At 39.6% G+C, this 17700-nt stretch carries 16 protein-coding genes; 2 read left to right on the forward strand and 14 right to left on the reverse strand.

Annotation, left to right across the window (positions count from 1 at the left end):
- Positions 1-222: 222 nt before the first annotated feature.
- Positions 223-579, forward strand: coding sequence for a hypothetical protein (locus tag ACPD8L_RS02435; RefSeq protein ID WP_423941689.1), 357 nt, complete (start codon positions 223-225; stop codon positions 577-579).
- Between the two features lie 43 nt (positions 580-622).
- The gene (locus ACPD8L_RS02440) at positions 623-2005 is read left to right on the forward strand and encodes a phenylacetate--CoA ligase family protein (protein WP_116219016.1); all 1383 of its coding nucleotides are present in this window, start codon (positions 623-625) and stop codon (positions 2003-2005) included.
- A 29-nt stretch (positions 2006-2034) separates the two neighbouring features.
- On the opposite strand, the gene ACPD8L_RS02445 is transcribed toward ACPD8L_RS02440, so the two are convergent.
- The 14 genes from ACPD8L_RS02445 to ACPD8L_RS02510 all read right to left on the reverse strand — a co-directional run bounded on the left by ACPD8L_RS02445 (position 2035) and on the right by ACPD8L_RS02510 (position 17653).
- Positions 2035-2661, reverse strand: coding sequence for a sugar transferase (locus ACPD8L_RS02445; RefSeq protein ID WP_116219015.1), 627 nt, complete (start codon positions 2659-2661; stop codon positions 2035-2037).
- A gap of 12 nt (positions 2662-2673) precedes the next feature.
- Positions 2674-3849: a glycosyltransferase family 4 protein gene (locus ACPD8L_RS02450; RefSeq protein ID WP_116219014.1), complete on the reverse strand. Its 1176-nt coding sequence runs from the start codon at positions 3847-3849 to the stop codon at positions 2674-2676.
- Between the two features lie 15 nt (positions 3850-3864).
- Positions 3865-4833, reverse strand: a complete 969-nt coding sequence (locus tag ACPD8L_RS02455) for a GNAT family N-acetyltransferase (RefSeq protein ID WP_421809242.1) — start codon at positions 4831-4833, stop codon at positions 3865-3867.
- A complete protein-coding gene (locus tag ACPD8L_RS02460; protein WP_116219012.1) occupies positions 4811-5827 on the reverse strand; it encodes a polysaccharide deacetylase family protein in 1017 nt (338 codons plus the stop codon). Before ACPD8L_RS02460 ends, ACPD8L_RS02455 begins: the two co-directional genes overlap by 23 nt.
- Positions 5828-5831: 4 nt before the next feature.
- Positions 5832-6911 carry a glycosyltransferase gene (locus tag ACPD8L_RS02465; protein ID WP_293300153.1) on the reverse strand — a complete coding sequence of 360 codons (1080 nt, stop codon included), beginning with the start codon at positions 6909-6911 and terminating at the stop codon, positions 5832-5834.
- 9 nt (positions 6912-6920) lie between these two features.
- Positions 6921-7994, reverse strand: a complete 1074-nt coding sequence (locus ACPD8L_RS02470) for a glycosyltransferase (protein ID WP_423941691.1) — start codon at positions 7992-7994, stop codon at positions 6921-6923.
- Positions 7991-9106, reverse strand: a complete 1116-nt coding sequence (locus ACPD8L_RS02475; protein WP_293300157.1) for an O-antigen ligase family protein — start codon at positions 9104-9106, stop codon at positions 7991-7993. Before ACPD8L_RS02475 ends, ACPD8L_RS02470 begins: the two co-directional genes overlap by 4 nt.
- Before the next feature lie 36 nt (positions 9107-9142).
- Positions 9143-10234 carry a glycosyltransferase family 4 protein gene (locus ACPD8L_RS02480; protein ID WP_293300159.1) on the reverse strand — a complete coding sequence of 364 codons (1092 nt, stop codon included), beginning with the start codon at positions 10232-10234 and terminating at the stop codon, positions 9143-9145.
- On the reverse strand, positions 10224-11774 hold the full coding sequence (locus ACPD8L_RS02485; protein WP_423941694.1) for a lipopolysaccharide biosynthesis protein: 1551 nt from the start codon (positions 11772-11774) through the stop codon (positions 10224-10226). The genes ACPD8L_RS02480 and ACPD8L_RS02485 overlap by 11 nt, the downstream gene beginning before the upstream one ends.
- Positions 11775-11783: 9 nt before the next feature.
- Positions 11784-12761, reverse strand: coding sequence for a glycosyltransferase (locus ACPD8L_RS02490; RefSeq protein WP_116219006.1), 978 nt, complete (start codon positions 12759-12761; stop codon positions 11784-11786).
- Between the two features lie 3 nt (positions 12762-12764).
- A complete protein-coding gene (locus tag ACPD8L_RS02495) occupies positions 12765-14048 on the reverse strand; it encodes a nucleotide sugar dehydrogenase (protein WP_293300164.1) in 1284 nt (427 codons plus the stop codon).
- Positions 14049-14074: 26 nt separating this feature from the next.
- Positions 14075-15406 carry a UDP-glucose dehydrogenase family protein gene (locus ACPD8L_RS02500; protein WP_423941696.1) on the reverse strand — a complete coding sequence of 444 codons (1332 nt, stop codon included), beginning with the start codon at positions 15404-15406 and terminating at the stop codon, positions 14075-14077.
- Positions 15407-15479: 73 nt separating this feature from the next.
- Positions 15480-16478: an SDR family oxidoreductase gene (locus tag ACPD8L_RS02505; RefSeq protein WP_293300168.1), complete on the reverse strand. Its 999-nt coding sequence runs from the start codon at positions 16476-16478 to the stop codon at positions 15480-15482.
- A 143-nt stretch (positions 16479-16621) separates the two neighbouring features.
- Positions 16622-17653, reverse strand: a complete 1032-nt coding sequence (locus tag ACPD8L_RS02510; RefSeq protein WP_116219002.1) for an NAD-dependent epimerase — start codon at positions 17651-17653, stop codon at positions 16622-16624.
- Between the last annotated feature and the right edge of the window lie 47 nt (positions 17654-17700).

The following is a 17700-nucleotide window of genomic DNA, read 5'->3' on the forward strand; positions in this document are numbered from 1 at the left end:
AAAGAAGGAGAAGAAAAGTGTATGATCTCACCACTGAGAAATGAAGTTTTTTATAGTTTAAAATTACGAATTTCTTGTCTTATAATGGAATATTGGCCATAATTAAAACAAAGAATGCAGTTCATAGATTTTTTAGGGATTTAGCAGATTTTAAACAACAGATGGAACTCTTATATGGTAATTTTAGATGGAATATATTTTAGAATGGTTTTGTTCAAAATAATGACCGGATTGTTCCTTGGGTGTTGTCTACATGATACTTATGGACAGATTGCCAGTTCAGTTGAAGAAGAATCAGGCATCCCGGTCCGTATTGTGAACCATACAGATTGTATTTTTAGACAAGTTGCTTTGCTATCGACACGGTTTGGGGATTTAAGGCCCAATGATACCACTGAATATAGAAGAGTAAAGTATAATGTGCTAAAGGATGATCCCTTAATCTATGCCACAGTTGATGGCCAGCATGTTGGGAGATATGTAAAAATTCCTGAAGAGGAGTCTAAACAATACACCTATGTGATTGATAGTCTGAAAAATAAGGTAATATACGTTAGCCGGATAGAAATTGACAACTAAAAATAAATGATAAACCAATCCCCCATTATATAATGTACAACCTATGATCAAAATTTTGGAAAAACTTCGCAAGAATGCTTTTTGGAGCATTGATGCCTTAAAGGGTGGGGGAGTAAAGAAACATTATCGGGAGATTCAGTTGGTGCTAAACAACCCCAACTCTGACGAAGCTCGGTATATAAGGCATAAAAATCTATCCAATATTCTTGAGCATACTATTAAAACGGTGCCTTTTTATTATGATATCCCTTTAAACTTGGCCCAGTTGGAACAATTCCCTGTAATAAACAAACAGATTGTAAGGGAGAAGTTTGAGCACTTTAGAAGTTTGGATTACAAGAACAGACACATGCACGAGGTCAGTACCAGCGGCTCAACCGGTAAACCTTTTAAGATATTGCATGATGGAAACAAAAGAGATAGGAACACTGCCGACACCATATTTTTTGCGGAAAGAGCAGGGTTTGAACTTGGATCAAGACTCTATTACCTAAGGTTATGGGACAAGCAGTATAAGAAAAATTGGCTATTGTCCTTGCTTCAGAACATATCCATGCACTCTGTGGACAATTTGAGCGATCAAAATGTTGCGAAATTGATATCTGCACTTGAAAAGGACAAGTCAAACAAAAATTTATTGGCCTATACTTCCGCTTTGGACTCCATTTGCAAATATCTGGACAAAAACCAAAAGGATTTTGGCCAACGAAAATTCAAGGTCAATTCGGTGATTGCAATAGCCGAAGCATTAGGTTCCGATGTAAAGAACAAGGTGTTGGAGTATTTCGGGACAGAGGTGGTATCTAGATACTCCAACAGTGAAAATGGAATATTGGCACAGCAAAAAATTAACGGTCAGACAGGAAATTTTGAGATCAATTGGGCCAGCTATCATATAGAGATATTGGACTTGAACCATGACAGACCCGTAGATCTAGGAGAACCGGGAAGGATAGTCATTACCGATCTGTTCAATTATTCCATGCCTCTTATCAGATATGATACGGGAGATGTTGGTGTTTTGCAGCAGGACCCAGAACATCATACCGTGTCATTTGCCCGTATTGAAGGTAGAAAAATGGATATGTTCACAAATACCAAAGGAGAGTACGTTTCCTCGCATATAATTCACCATATATTGCAGTTCAAGGGAATAGAGCAGTTTCAATTTGTAGAGGAGGAAAATGGCATATATATCATAAAATTGAAGGTTTCCGAACGATTGGATGACAGAAGTGAAAGGACCCTACACGACCGCTATATGGAATATTTCGGTGAGGATGCAAAAATTAAGATCAAATATGTTGATGACATTCCCCTATTGCCTTCCGGAAAAAGAAAGTTGGTCATCAATAATGCCATAGCAAAACAAAGAAACTTGGTCAAGAAGACCCAGGAAATGGATAAATTGGATTTGGTGAACTAATATGTTTTAAAGTTCAATGCTGACCACAATCAATTCTTCTGGGCTTCATTTTTTCTAAGTACATCGAAATCGATCATACCGGATTCTGAATCCAAGGCGACATCTTTTCTGAAGAGGACCTTTATGGCTGTTTTTACAAAAATTTGCATATCAAGTATAAAAGATAGATTGTTCACATACTCAATATCCTTTTGAAGCCTTTTGTCCCAATCCAATAAATTTCTTCCCGAAATTTGCGCAAGACCAGTTATTCCCGGCCTTACGGTATGTCTTATTTTTTCTGCCTCGGTGTAATAGGGCAGATAGCGCACCCGCAGGGGCCGAGGTCCTATTAAACTCATATCCCCTTTGATGATACTGATCAGCTGGGGAATTTCATCCAAAGAGGACTTTCGTAAAAAAGTTCCAAATTTGGTGACCCTTAATTCATCAGGTAAAAGTTTCCCATTTCCATCTTTGGTGTCCTTCATGGTCTTGAACTTTATGATGGAGAAAATGGCTTCATTTTTTCCAGGCCTAGGTTGTAGAAAGAAAGGTTTCCCTTGATTCACAAATAGAAGGATGAACCAGATCAATAAGAAAACTGGAAAAAGAAGAATAAATCCAAATATGGAAAGCACTAAATCTAAGAATCTTTTGAAAAACAATTTGTACATATATTTTTTGCTTTATGGGGTGTTGGAGCTCAGTAACAACTGGTTGTATTCTTCCAAAATGTTCTCCCAAATGACCTGTCTTTTATAGTGGTCTTGGATTTGTTTTCTAATTTCACCAGAGTTCAATTGAACCGTATCCCTATTGTTTAACAGGGAAGCCATGGCATTTTTTAATTGTTCCGTATTTTTTGGTGCTACAATGATACCGTTAACATGATTTTTGACAATTTCATTACAGCCATTGATATCGCTCACAATACTGGGTAGGCCCATTGCGGCCGATTGCAGGACTGCATTGGGAAAGCCCTCCCTATAACTGGGGAATACCATGGAGTCTGCCATGGCTAGATATGGTCTTACATCGTTTTGCCATCCTACGGACACTATTTTTTTATTGGCATCCATTAAGGCAAGGGTTTCGGGTAAAAGCGGGTCTAATTCGGCTTCAAAACCACCTACCAGCAACAACACAATATTGTGATTCTCCTTGGACAACTCCGTAAAGGCGGCAATAAGCTCGTTGATGCCTTTATCCTTTACCAATCTTCCAACAAATACAAAAACAAAGTCATCATTGGAAATATTCAGGGATTGGGCAAGGGTTGCTTTATCTTGGGCATCAAATAAGGTTGGGTCAAAATAGGAGGTGTCTATTCCATTAGAGCTTCCATGTCCAATGACCTTCACCTTTTTTTGTGGGGCATATTGGTTGGCAAGGATAATCTCTTGTAATCCAAATGAGTTGGGATATACATGGGTGGCGCAGAAATAAGTTACTTTTTCAACCAGGTCCAATAGGTTCCTTTTTTTTCCTGTGGCCTCCAACAAGGGCATACCAGCAACGGTATGTAATCGATGTGGAACCCTAGTGATATAAGCTGCAATCATTCCCAAAAGACCAGCTTTGGGTGTATGGGTATGGACCATATCCGGCTTTTCTTTCCAAAATATCCGGCAAAGCTGGAAAATTCCCTTTAGATCTTTAAAAAATGTTATTCTTCTGCTCATTTCCACAGGAATGACCCTAATGTTTTCCTTTTGGCCCACTTTTTCGAGACTCAGCGGGGGTTTACCTGCAGAAGAGATTCCAATGATCTCATAAAATTGGGACATATATTTTAATTGTCCGTCCAAAAGAACTCCTAAGGATCCTGGTACTGTGGTTATCCGTATAATTTTTTTCTTCATTTGACCGTCCACGTATTAGAACAATTCCATGTCCCCAAGATTAAAGCCCCAATATGGGGAATGGGTATCTAAGAGCATTTGATATTTTTTTTCAGGGAGGGTTACATTTTTTGTTACCATATTGGGGCCTTCCCTTTCTAGATTTACGGCTAGCACCCCATTTTTCAATAACCATTTGGATTTAAGAATCCCTTTGACCATTGAAACAACAAGATATCTTTTGGCCAAGATTGCAATGACCTTTTTAACATGTTGGTGCGCATTGGCATCCATGAGCTGTACCTCTACAATACGGCACTCTGTAATCTTTTTTGTCTTCTTTAGTCGATAGACCAAGAAAACACCGGATGAGTATAGGTACTTATAAGGGACCAGAGGGTTGTTTAGGTATCGCCATTGGAGATATTCCTTTGAAAAAGGGCAGCTTAAATCCGCTTCCGCGAATGGAGTAGCAAATTGTAGTGTCCCATGTTCAATGAACTCCAACGAATCTTTTGAAAGTTGTTCCAGTTTTTTCTTTGAAGAGAGCCAAAAAAGAGGGTTGACCAACAAATTAACGGGGATCTTTCTATTTAGAACCCATCCAAGTTTTAGATACCCACCGATACTTTTATCGTTTGGGGTGTTGAAGATAAAATCAAAATTCTCTTTCCTAACCTTCTCAAGGGCATAGTTGGTCAATGTTAAAAATATCCCTTTTCTCCGGTGGTTTGGAGATACGGCCGTATCTACCGCCCGTACGGCTTTCAGTTCTTTTTCGGTACTTGCCTCTTTCCATCTCCATTGCATAAAAGCCCTTACGCCCACAATTTCAGAACCGATGGTTGCTACATATATCTTTGACTTTCCAAATGGATTATCATAGTGTTTCCAATGCCAGTTCTCAACAGATTTTTCGGTTCCTTCGCCTAGAGCAATTTTTAGCAACTCAACGATTTCCGGTGAATCTGTTTTTGTGGCCTCACGTATACTGATCTCGTCCATCTTTTTCTAATTTTTCAACCAGGCTTTCCATAGAGTGGGACATGAATCCGTACTTTTTGTTAAGGGCCTGATACATGGTTAAAATCTTTTCTAAATTTTTGAAATTTTGATCCATATTGGAACCAAAATTGTGTGGATGCCACCACAGATGAAAAACCTTATTGTGCTTGGCGGCGTGTTTCATGCTCTTTTTTATCCGTCTTATTTTAAGAAACTCCAAGAATCCAAGCTTTTTGGAATAGGACCTTAAGAGTCTGCTTGATGGTAAATTATAAATAGGGTCTTTAAACCTTAACTCATCCCAGGTATAGCAATGGTGTCCAAATATATTGAAATAGGCGTCCAGACCCCTTCCCAATCTTCTTCCATACATCCATAGCCTTCCAGTTTTATTCCTATTTCCTTCAAAGGCCCAGCTCTTTTCATTGCCCCTGTATGAAGCTATTCCAAGTTCTTGGCAAACGTTCAAATAATCAATATTGCATTGGTTTCTTGGAAACACAATGGATTGGAGCTGTATACCGTTGTTTTCGGCAATTCTTTTGGCCGAAACGATGTCTGCTTTGAACTGGTCTAAGGTTTGACCGGATTCCAGACAGTAGTAGTGGCTAAAAGTATGTGTTCCGAGTGAATGTCTTTGATCACTTTTTATTTGAGTGATCAACTCGGGGGCATAATGGTAGGGATCCGTAAGGGAACTTTCTTCAAGAAGATCAAAATGTCCATTATAGGGTGACAGATTCTTATTGATGTACGTTGGTTTTTCTTGAGGCACATACGTTAAAAGTTCTTCTTTGTTATGGGCAAATAGAAATCCTACGGTGGAAAAAGTAGCTTTTACATCATAATCCGCAAAGACCTTCAATAACCTTGGGATTACATATTTTACATTCTCTATATCCTGACCATAGGATGCAATGGTCTTTTTGTCCCGAACCCCCCAGAGTAGTTCAAAATCCAAAGAAATAACCAGAGAGCCATTTTTGCTATCCATATTCTTACGCTAAATTCTCAACCTTTTTCACAAACTTTTCAATATCATTCTGTTCTAAAAACGTATCGAAGAGCATTCTATTATTTGTAGTATCTCCCATTAATACCTTTTCAATGGATTTTGCAAGATCTTCAACATCGCCGGGTCGGCACACTTCAATTCCATTGATTTTATCAATGTTGCCCGCACAAAGTGTAGATACCACATTATTGTTTTGGCTCATCATTTGCAACAGAACATTCGGAAAGCCTTCCAGTATGGAGGACACTACGCAAAGCTTGGCATTTTTAAAATATGGATAAACATTTTGTACATACCCTTCAAAGATCACATCGTTTTCCAGTTGAAGGGAACGGCTCAAATCCCGTAGTTTTTCCTCCTCGTTTCCATCTCCCAAAATCACCAATTTTAGATTTGGAAACCTATCCTTTATGCTGGCAAATGCTCTGATCAAATAGTCAAAACCTTTGATGGGCATTAGTCTGCCTGCGGTAACCATATATTCATTTGGAAGTTCAATGGTAAACTCTTTTTGGGACATAGCTATCATTTCGGTTAAGTTGATAGGATTTGAAATGGTATGCGCCCTTGTCTTTAAAAAGGGTAGTGCGGAGACCAGTTGTTCCCGCATGACATCTGTTTGACAAATAAGAAGATTTACTTTGCTGTATCCCAAATAGTAGAAGAGTTTATAGCGCATCAGCTTTAATCCCTTATATCGAATAAATATGGAAGTGGATTCCCTACCAATGAATTTTTTGGTCTTGAGCAGTCCAAGTTTTAAAAATAGTCCCGTGATTCCCGTAACAAAAACATTGGAAGTGTAGATGTAGTCATACTCTTCCTTGTTTCCGAATAATTGGTGGGAGAAAAATTTTAAAAACCCCATTTTCTCATTTTTGTTCGAGAACAAGTGTTTTTTGATATTGGATCCCACAAGTTTGTCCCAAGCATTGGCTTCTACTTTTTTATAAAAAAAATAAAGGGAAACTTCATGCTCCTTGTGGTAATGGGAAGCCACCATTCGAAGAAATTGCTCAGCTCCACCAAGGTTATTGTTGGGTACTATTATAAGGATTTTCATAAATGATGGTTAAATAAACTTAAAAAAGAGATCCTCATATTTTTTGAGTATGATTTCTTTCCCATATTTTTTCAGAACAGACTCCCTCACCTGTTCTGGATTGAAAGTATTGGTTGTGGTATGGTGAATAAGACTTTCCAAAAATTCATCTTCGGATTTTGAAACACTCCCATTGACATTTTCATCGATAATTTCATTGATTCCTCCCGGGGCGTCAAACGCCAACACCGGGGTACCAACGGCACAGCTCTCTATAACGGCATTGGGAAACCCTTCAACGTAAGAGCCTTGCAAGTAGAAATCGTTCTTGGCCAAATATTTGGGAACTTCATTGGTGTAAGGGATATGTTGTATTTTTTCAAAAATGCCCAAAGATTTTGCCATGTCAAAAATCTCTTGTTTTTTTTCGCCGTTCCCAACGATGGTGTATGTAAACGGATGGGGGAATCTTGAAAGGGCTTTTAGAATCCTATCATGGCCTTTTCTGCCATGTAAGGCCCCAACCGTAATAAATGCGAATATCCCAGTTTCATTTTTCTTTTCCTTAAGGGTAAAACCATTGGTGATCGGGTTGTTGATCACCACTGTTTTTGACTTGAACTGGGGGAATTCACCTGTAAAACCCTCATACATGTCGTTGGATTGACATATGATGGTTTTCAAAAATCTATATCCAATTTTCTTAAGATTAATACGTCTTAATCCTTTCTTTTTGGCACTGAATTTTTTCCGCACCTTATCAATATTGGCCTCTCTGGCCACAAAGGCCGTTCTTGGCCGTAATGGGGCCATGAAAGACATTAATATGTTTAAATGTCCTATGGAGCTGAGTACAATGTCCGGTTTTAGCCTTTTAACCTGCCGGAACATGGGAAGGAAAGCTTGAGACACCTTGTCCTTGCCCAAAAAGACCACATCCACCATTTTGGTATCAACGGAGTATGCCTGGTCTTTTTGGTGGCCAATAACGATTAAGGTTACCTTGAATTTATCATGGGACAAATTTTCAGCCAAAAAAGACATTACCCTTTCCGCACCGCCCGCTCTTAACGAGGGAATCACAAAAAATATTTTTACAATCATATGGGAAGCGGGTTTTGATTCATGGAGCTTTCTTCGTTATCGTTCAAGGCAACCTGATATTGTAACCACATCGCCAAAAATGTGATGTAATAAAAATTGAAAAAATTATGGTTTGCCAATAAAAACACGGATATTCCAATGGCCTGCATCAACAGATTTGGAGCTTTTCTGAACAGTAAGACGCCTTTATAGATCAAAAACAGGAATAGTCCTGCAAAGAGTAAAAATGGTATAATACCAGATTCACCAATCACCAAAAGATACGTATTGTGGGAACCTAATCGGTGTACTCCTCCTCCCTGAAATGCACCATATCCATTTCCAAAGAATGGTTTTTCCAGGATGTAATCATAGAATCTTGCCCATGTTTCCGTCCGGGAGTCCTCATTGATTTCCCTACTGTCCACATTTTCATTGTTTACTATTGCCTTGAGTTGTTGGAACCTTGGATTGTTGAGGCCAATAAATTCATCGATCATAAAAAGTGTACTCATGATTAGGGCGCCGAGCAAGAAAATACGGATGTTCTTGATATTGATAAAAATGGACAGGGCATTCAAAAGGAGCCATAAGGCAATGAAGGTCCTAGAAAATGTCAACAGGCCCATTAAAGTGAAAAGAAACTGCCCCAATAACTTTAATTTTTTGTTTTCTAGGCCATAAGTGAGACCATAACCAAATATGCATATAAAACCACCAACATTTGGATTGATGTAAAACCCACTGTACCTTCCATAATCACTTGTAAAGAAAAGCGTATGGATCAAAATACTTAGTGCACCCACGATTAAAAAGTAGAAAAGCTCCTTCTTTGAAGTATCCTTGATGACTTCATACCCGCAAATGACTACAATGAAGTATTTTAGAAACAGTGTAAGAAACGTTTTAAAGTCCCCGGTATATTGGAATGCAGATATAAGATAGTAGCTGAGTCCTATAACGATCATCCATATGTTGGCTTTTCCCTTATTGGAGAACATGAAATATATGATCATAAGGATCAAAGAGGCATAGCTCAACATACTGCCCAGTCCACCGCCTCCAAACTTAAGGGTGGCTGCCGGTAGATTGAGGATGATAAGGGACAGTATAACGTATTTGAGGATTTTCAAAGGGCTTTTTTATGATTTAAATTTAAGGGTCTTTTTTTAATTAAGTTTTGAAATGATCAAATCGTACCACAAACGGGTCACATTTTCCGATGAGTACCTTTCGGTGGTCTTTTGTGCGGCCTTTCCCATGGAATTCCTTAGGTTGGAATCATCAATCAATTGACTTAAATGTTTGGTCATGGCCCTATCATCGTTTATTTTGACCAAGTATCCATTGATTCCATCCTCAATAATTTCAGAGGGACCGGATTTGCAATCAGTTGATATGGGGGCGGCCCCAAAATGCATGGCCTCCAATAGAGCATTTGGGAACCCTTCGTAATAGGAAGTGAACAAGAATATTTTGGCTTTGTTATAATACGTCTCAATATTTGTCTTTGCTCCCAGCAGTTCCACATTCTGTACATTGGCGGCCAATTTCTCTAGGTTGGACCGTTCGGCTCCTTCCCCAAGAATCAGTAATTTCCAGTCTTGGGGGTTCACATTGGCAAAAGATGTAATGGCCATTGCATGGTTCTTGAGCTTGTGAAGCCTTCCCACCGCCAATACAATATTTTCTTTTTGCTCCGCTGTTCGCTTGTTTGATAATTTTGGATTGATCGGGTTGGGTAAGATCTTAATATTGGATTCGGGAATGTTTTTCAGATAGAAATCTTTGGCGAAGTTGGTTTGAACTACCAAGCAATCTGCCTTGGGATAGGCCACGTGCCTTAAAATTTTCCAAAACTTTTGGATTTTGGCTCTTTCGGGATTTGTACGTTCACATATGATACAGGGAACCTTATTTTTCTTGGCCGCAAATACCGAGAAAATATTGGACTGTGTGATGAATCCGATGACCAGGTCTATTCCTTCCTCTTTTAAAATGTTTTTGATGGATCTATATAACCGATAGTTGAGTCGTATGGATTGGAGTGCGTTTTTACTGGATTCGATATGGTCTTTCTCAAAGCAGGGGATCACGTTTATTTTTTCATCCAATTCATAAAAGGATTCTTGATTGGAGTAGGTGATTATGGTTATATCAAACTTTGAAACCAAGTTGTTCGCCAAAGTGGCAATGACCCGTTGTGCTCCACCCGAAGAAAGTTTGCTGATAACAAATGCAATCCGTTTTTTAGTGTCCATTTTTTGAGATTTTCTTAGAGACCAGCTTGATCACCCTATAGGTCAGATTTTTAAAACCAGTTGCAAAAATGTACAATAACAGGCCATATGAGATAGCGCTGATGGCGGTAATCTCCACAACCAACAAAATCCATGCACCGTAGTTATTGACTTCGGTATTTATAAAGGATTGTATGAAATGATTCAATCCAATAAACACAGAAAGAAACAAAAACAGGTGTCCCAAAAAACCTTTCCAATAGGGCCAGAGACTGGTTTTAAAGCCGTGCTTGTAAAGAAAGTAGGGTTTCCATATCACCACAAAAAGTACAAGGCTTACCAACGTGCCCAGCATAATTCCACTAATGCCCAACATCCTACCAAAGATGAAAGAAATCAATAAATTGACAATAGCTTCGGCGGCAGGGGCCCAGGTATCTGAAAAAAGGCCATAGGCATTTTTAAAAAATTCGACAGCACCTCTTACTTGTCCAATGAAAAAAATGATGACGAGTAAAAGGAGTACGCTTTTATCCAGGATATATTCTTCGCCTACCCAAATAGTGATAAACGGCTCAATACAATGATACAGTACAAGCCCCAATACACCACCAATGAAGAATTGTAATGCTTGTATTTCCCAAAACACCTTAAAGATATTCTTCATGTTGTTCTCCGCGACCAAGTTGCCAATACCTGCCCGTGTTCCGGAAAATACCATTTTTACCAGCCCCGTAAGCTTGGTGAATATGAGCTGATAGTTCCCGAAAAATGCCACGCTCTCCAGACTTACCAAGGCAAATACCAGGATATTGTCAGTGCCATCCTTCACAAAAGACCCAATCTTATGGACAAAAAGTTGTTTGATATTCTTGATGACCTCAGGATATTCCTTGATGATGTTTTTGGTCTCGTTGGCCCGTATGGTGAGCCATGGGTAATGCTCCTTTACCTTTATTCTAAGGATGATACAGTACAAAATTGAGAAAAAGAGTTCCAAGGCTACCCAGACATATAAACTCTGGAAATAATAAGACACCAAAGATTGTACAATGAGTCTTATAATATTACTTGTTTGAAAATATCCTTGTACAACATAGCCTTTCTGATCTGCCTCCAAAAGTACCATGTGGTAATTGACGAAGTAGCTGAACAAGGTGGTCGCCAAAAACGAAAAGAACGTAAAATAGACCAACCCAATGGAAAGGGAAGTATCATTGAAAATCCAAGGGAAAAAGAGGGAAGCCACTACTCCGGTACCCAGCACGATCAAACCTATGCGCTGGTATAGAAATCCGAGTAATCCAATAACCTTGTTGATCTCTATCTTGTCATTGTCAAAAATGGGCTTGTACAAAGTATAGCCTATAGCTGTCCCAATTCCCAATTCCGCAAGGTTTAGAAAACTCAGCATACTTCTGAGCGTTCCGGTAAGACCCATAAATTCGTCTCCTAAAAATTCAAGGAATATTTTTCTTGAGAAAAATTGAGCAAGGATGGACAGCCCAAAAAAGAATATTCCAATTTTGGCATTTTTAATGGATTTCCTTACTCTAGACATATACAGGACTTACCCAACTTTACTGTTGGTTAGGTTGTGTTTCAGTTTGTTGAAACGGATAAAGATTTCAAATAATTTTATGGGAAGCTTCACCGCCAATTTAAGGTAGGGGATGGGTTCCTTGGAATGGGGGTACAGTTCCTTAATCTTTGTATTTAATTTTTTGCGATGTTCATAATCGGGGTCCACATGTGGATTGTAATTGAGTAATTTGTAGTGTTTCAATAACTTCTTCAACATATGGTCATAGGCTATTGATACCACTTCTGGGGCATCTCCATCCGTTTTAACCTTGTTCAAAAGATAGAACCCGGCATCCAAGGAGTCGAATTTTTTAAGACTGTATGGGCTCTTTGTGATACTCGTTGGATTGTATCTGTAGTTGTAGAAGGGCATAAGGTATACACCGATCCTATCTACTTTCTTCAGGTTGTCTATAGTGAAGTATACGTCTTCGGAGGTCTTACCTTCCAAAAAACGATAGTCTTTGACCAAACTGGTCTTATAGATTCTTCTCCAAACCGAATATTGGTTGTTCTTAATGATTCTTTTTAAAGCCTCCTCATAGGTTTCAATGGTAAGCTGGACGTCTTTCTTGGCTTGCTTCTTTACATTGGATTTTGCTATGCCACACTCTACAATGTCCAGATTGTTTTCTTGCAATAGTTCCGTTAAGCGGGAAAACATGTTGGGCTCTATCCAGTCATCGCTGTCCACAAACGCCAAATATTCACCTGAAACCAATTCAAGGCCAGAATTTCTGGCACCACTAAGTCCTTTGTTTGTTTGGTGTATTACCTTGACCCTTGCATCTTTTTCCGCATATGCATCACAGATTTTCCCACCATTGTCCTTGGAGCCATCATTTATCAGAATGACCTCAAGGTTTTTATGGGTCTGGTCAAGTATACTGTCAACGCATTGGTTTAGGTATTCCTCTACATTGTATACCGGTACGACAACACTGATAAGAGGTTGTTGCTTCATGTGTTATAATCTACCGTTTACCAAATCTTTTTCTATACATCCCTTAACATCGTAGAGTACACCGTTCTTCTTCATTAATGAATCAAAAGGATAATCCTTGAATTCATTATGCGCCACAGCCAAAACCACTGCGTCATAATCGTTTGCTTTGGTTGTCTTTGAAGTTTCAAGGTTGTATTCATGCATTACCTCATCAGGAGAGGCCCAAGGGTCACATACATCTACCGTGATTCCATAGCTTTTCAAGTTGGTAACTACGTCCACAGCTTTTGTATTTCTGACATCTGGGCAGTTTTCCTTGAATGTGATGCCCATTACCAATATTTTTGAACTCTTGATCTTGATGTCGTTTTGGACCATCAATTTTATGACCTCGGAAGCAACATATTTTCCCATACCGTCGTTCATGCGACGTCCTGCCAAAATAATTTCCGGGTGGTATCCAAATTGTTGCGCTCTTTGGGCCAAGTAGTATGGATCCACACCAATACAGTGGCCACCGACCAGTCCGGGTTTAAAAGGCAAAAAGTTCCATTTGGTTGAGGCTGCTGCCAGTACATCATGGGTGTCTATCTCCATTAGGCTAAAAATCTTTGCCAATTCGTTCACAAACGCGATGTTGATATCCCTCTGTGAGTTTTCAATTACTTTGGCTGCTTCCGCAACTTTTATGGTAGGGGCCAAGTGAGTACCTGCAGTGATTACTGAAGCGTATAGGGCATCTACCTTTTTACCAATTTCTGGAGTGGATCCCGAAGTGACCTTCAATATTTTCTCTACGGTGTGTTCTTTATCCCCTGGGTTTATTCTTTCCGGGGAATACCCAACAAAAAAGTCCTTGTTAAAAGTGAGACCGCTTACTTTTTCCAATACGGGAACACATTCTTCTTCCGTTACACCGGGATATACGGTTGATTCATAAATTACAGTATCTCCCTTTTTAAGGACCTTTCCTACCGTTTCACTAGCTTTGTAAAGTGGGGTAAGTATGGGTCTGTTTGTGCTGTCAACAGGAGTTGGTACTGTGACCACATAGTAATTGCAATCCTTTATATTGTCAACACTGGAAGTGCAGAACAGCCCTGTCTCCATGTTGGGAACACTGCTAAGAACGGCCTGCAAGATATCATCTTCCACCTCCAAAGTACTGTCCGTTCCATTTTGTAGCTCAGTAACACGGGCTTGGTTGATGTCAAATCCGATTACGGGAAATTTGGTTGCAAAAAGTCTGGCTAGTGGTAGTCCCACATAACCCAGTCCAATGACTGCTATTTTAGTTGGGTTCATTTTTATAGTTTAATAATGGTTGTTTCTTATTTGGATTTTCCTATTTGATGGTATTCGATTCCCATTTCTTCCAAAAGGGTATCATTGTATTGATTACGCCCATCAAATATAACGGGCATGTTCAATTGCTTTTTGATTTCATTAAAATCTGGAGACCTGAATTCTTTCCATTCCGTAAGCAGAATCATTGCATCAGCACTTTTTAGGGTATTGTATTTGGAATCGAAGTATGTTACGTTCGGGACGTCCTTGAGGTAAAAGTGCTTTGCTTCTTCCATGGCCTTAGGGTCATAGGCATGTATGGTGGCGCCTCTTTCCACAAGATGCTTTATAATGTAAATGGATGGAGCCTCCCTCATATCATCGGTTTGAGGCTTAAAGGCCAATCCCCAAACAGCAAAGGTCTTCCCATTTAGGTCCTCTCCAAAACGATCTACCACTTTTTTGGCGATCACCAATTTTTGGCGATCATTGACATCTTCCACGGCACCTATCAACTGAGGCGTGTAACCATGCTCCATTGCCGTTTTCTTCAATGCTTTTACATCTTTTGGAAAGCAAGAGCCGCCATATCCGCTTCCGGGGTATATAAAACTGTAACCTATTCTTCGATCGGATCCAATCCCGATCCTCACTTTGTTTACATCGGCCCCGACAAGTTCACAGATATTGGCCACCTCGTTCATGAAGGATATTTTGGTGGCAAGCATGGCATTGGCCACATATTTGGTCATTTCCGCCGATCTTACATCCATGGTAATGAGACGATCCATACTGCTCCTAAAAAAAGGTGCATAGAGCCTTCCCATTTTTTTAGTGGCCTCATCATTGTCAGAGCCCACAACCACACGGTCTGGTTTGAGGAAATCGTTTATAGCATCGCCTTCCTTCAAAAATTCAGGATTGGAAACTACGTCGAACTGAATGTCCACATTCCGCTTCTCCAATTCTTTTTTTATTGCGTTCCGTACTTTATCTGCAGTACCCACAGGTACGGTTGACTTATCAACTATAATAAGTGGGGATTGCATGTGTTGACCTATCTGCTCCGCGACCTTGAGAACATATTGTAGGTCTGCAGACCCGTCTTCCCCCATTGGTGTGCCCACTGCTATAAAGGCAATATCGCAATCTTGAATGTGTTTAGAGAGGTCAGTACTGAAATGTAAGGTGTTGTTCTGGATGTTTCTGGCCACCATGGGCTCCAATCCAGGTTCATAAATGGGAATCATCCCTTTTTTAAGGGATTCTATTTTCTTTTGGTCAATGTCAATGCAGGTGACATTATTTCCCATTTCTGCAAAACAAGTACCACTTACCAAACCTACATAACCAGTACCTATAACAAGTAAATTCATTTAATTGAGAATAATTCTTCAGGATTAATTTTGGATGAAAAGTTTACTATATATAATCGTTGAATTGTTCGTTTTATTGCAAGTTGCCCCAATACCAATCCACAGCTTCCTTTAATCCGCTCTCGATATTGAATTTTGGGTCATACCCCAATAGTTTCTTTGCTTTTTCAATCGATGCCAAGGAATGTGGTACATCACCTTTTCTTTCTGGACCATATACAATGTTCACATTGGTTATTTCCGCATCGTATTTTCCAAGATTTTCCTTTAGAAGTTCCACAAGCTCATTTAATGATGTGCGCTCTCCAAAGGCCACGTTGTATACCGTATTTACGGCATCGGGATTGGGACTTAGAATTGACCTGACATTCATTTCAATGACGTTGTCAATATAGGTGAAGTCCCTTGAGAAGCTACCATCGCCATTAATGGTAGGGGATTCATGTTTCATGAGTTGCATCACAAACTTTGGAATAACAGCGGCATACGCTCCGTTGGGGTCTTGTTTTCTTCCGAATACATTAAAGTATCGAAGTCCAATGGTTTCCATTCCATAAGTTTTTGCAAAAACATCTGCATACAGTTCATTGACATATTTGGTAATGGCATATGGGGACAAAGGCCTTCCAATAATGTCCTCTACCTTGGGCATATTCTTGGAGTCTCCGTAAGTAGAGCTACTGGCAGCATATACAAAGCGTTTGATTTTTGCTTCTTTAGCGGCGATGAGCATGTTTAAAAAGCCACTTACGTTGACTTCGTTACTGGTGTAGGGATCGTTGATGGACCTAGGGACCGAACCAAGCGCAGCTTGGTGCAATACATAATCCATCCCTGAACATGCTTTTTTACAATCTTCCGCATTTCTAATATCTCCTTCAATGAGCGTAAAGTTTGGATTGGAAAGAAAGGGTTCAATATTCTCTCTTTTTCCGGTTGCGAAATTGTCCAAGCATCTAACCGTATTGCCGTTTTTCAAGAGGGCTTCACATAGATTGGAGCCTATAAAGCCAGCCCCTCCTGTTACTAAAATTTTATGGTCAGGACTAAGCTTTAGGTGTGTAATATCCATTAAAAAGTAGTTTCAAGTTCAGTGCAAAAATCAGTAAAAGAAATTAAAACAGGATAGTTTTACTACCAATGTTGATTAAAACCGATAAAAGGTAATGTTCTTCATAGTTTGGGATTTGCATGGACTCAAACCAAAAAGAAGGGCTATACTTTTTCCCCATAGAAATCTTTATACCACTCTATGAAGTTGGCCACACCTTCTTCAACAGGAGTGTTGGGACTATAATCGTAGTCTTTCACCAAATCTTGGACATCTGCCCATGTTTTGGGAACATCCCCGTCTTGCATGGGCAAAAGTTCTTTTTTGGAGGTGACTCCCAAGTTCTGTTCTATTGCGCCGATGAAGTCCATTAATTTCACGGACTTGTTGTTCCCTATGTTGTACACCTTATAAAGACCCTCATCGTTATGTCTTTTGGCAACATCGGCCTCGATGATACGTACAATTCCTTCCACAATATCATCTATGTAGGTGAAATCCCTTTCCATACTACCGTGGTTGAACACTTTGATGGGCTTTCCTTTTAAAATGGCACTGGTGAAGAGAAACATAGCCATATCTGGTCTGCCCCAAGGACCATATACCGTGAAAAAACGTAAACCCGTGGTTGGGAATTGATACAAATGGCTATAAGTGTGCGCCATTAATTCGTTGCTCTTTTTTGTGGCTGCATACAAGCTAATAGGATGGTCCACATTATCGGATGTCTTAAAGGGAACACTTTTATTGGCTCCGTAAACACTGGAACTACTGGCATAGACCAAATGCTTTACCCCATATTTCTTGGAACACTCTAGAATATTGAGAAAACCAACAATGTTACTATCAATATAAGCCTCTGGATTCTCCAGGCTATATCTTACACCTGCTTGGGCAGCTAGGTTACATACCACGTCAAACTTTTCCATGGAAAACAGGTTGGGCAGGTTTTCCCTATCGGTAAGATCCAGTTTTACGAATGAGAAATCTGGGAACAAGGTACTTGTTGTGGTTCCGGTTTCCAGTTCGTTGAGGTCGGCCACAATACCAAGCTCCTTTAGACGGGCCAATTTTAGGTTGACGTCGTAATAGTCGTTTATATTGTCGATACCAACTACTGAATGTCCCCTTTCAAGTAGACTTTTGGCAGTATGGAACCCTATAAAACCGGCTGCTCCGGTAACCAGTATTTTCATGTGTGTTTTTTTGAAGCACAAATATAACCTTCATTATAATAAAGGAC

It is taken from the genome of Flagellimonas algicida (assembly GCF_049629585.1).
In the GTDB taxonomy this organism is placed as follows: Bacteria; Bacteroidota; Bacteroidia; order Flavobacteriales; family Flavobacteriaceae; genus Flagellimonas.

Coding starts and splice junctions, on each gene's coding strand:
- ACPD8L_RS02455 (WP_421809242.1), bottom strand. CDS start 4,833: ATGGACGAGATCAGTATACGTGAGGCCACAAAAACAGATTCACCGGAA.
- ACPD8L_RS02505 (WP_293300168.1), bottom strand. CDS start 16,478: ATGGATATTACACACCTAAAGCTTAGTCCTGACCATAAAATTTTAGTA.
- ACPD8L_RS02500 (WP_423941696.1), bottom strand. CDS start 15,406: ATGAATTTACTTGTTATAGGTACTGGTTATGTAGGTTTGGTAAGTGGT.
- ACPD8L_RS02470 (WP_423941691.1), bottom strand. CDS start 7,994: ATGATTGTAAAAATATTTTTTGTGATTCCCTCGTTAAGAGCGGGCGGT.
- ACPD8L_RS02510 (WP_116219002.1), bottom strand. CDS start 17,653: ATGAAAATACTGGTTACCGGAGCAGCCGGTTTTATAGGGTTCCATACT.
- ACPD8L_RS02490 (WP_116219006.1), bottom strand. CDS start 12,761: ATGAAGCAACAACCTCTTATCAGTGTTGTCGTACCGGTATACAATGTA.
- ACPD8L_RS02440 (WP_116219016.1), top strand. CDS start 623: ATGATCAAAATTTTGGAAAAACTTCGCAAGAATGCTTTTTGGAGCATT.
- ACPD8L_RS02450 (WP_116219014.1), bottom strand. CDS start 3,849: ATGAAGAAAAAAATTATACGGATAACCACAGTACCAGGATCCTTAGGA.
- ACPD8L_RS02465 (WP_293300153.1), bottom strand. CDS start 6,911: ATGAAAATCCTTATAATAGTACCCAACAATAACCTTGGTGGAGCTGAG.
- ACPD8L_RS02445 (WP_116219015.1), bottom strand. CDS start 2,661: ATGTACAAATTGTTTTTCAAAAGATTCTTAGATTTAGTGCTTTCCATA.
- ACPD8L_RS02435 (WP_423941689.1), top strand. CDS start 223: ATGACCGGATTGTTCCTTGGGTGTTGTCTACATGATACTTATGGACAG.
- ACPD8L_RS02495 (WP_293300164.1), bottom strand. CDS start 14,048: ATGAACCCAACTAAAATAGCAGTCATTGGACTGGGTTATGTGGGACTA.
- ACPD8L_RS02460 (WP_116219012.1), bottom strand. CDS start 5,827: ATGGATAGCAAAAATGGCTCTCTGGTTATTTCTTTGGATTTTGAACTA.
- ACPD8L_RS02480 (WP_293300159.1), bottom strand. CDS start 10,234: ATGGACACTAAAAAACGGATTGCATTTGTTATCAGCAAACTTTCTTCG.
- ACPD8L_RS02485 (WP_423941694.1), bottom strand. CDS start 11,774: ATGTCTAGAGTAAGGAAATCCATTAAAAATGCCAAAATTGGAATATTC.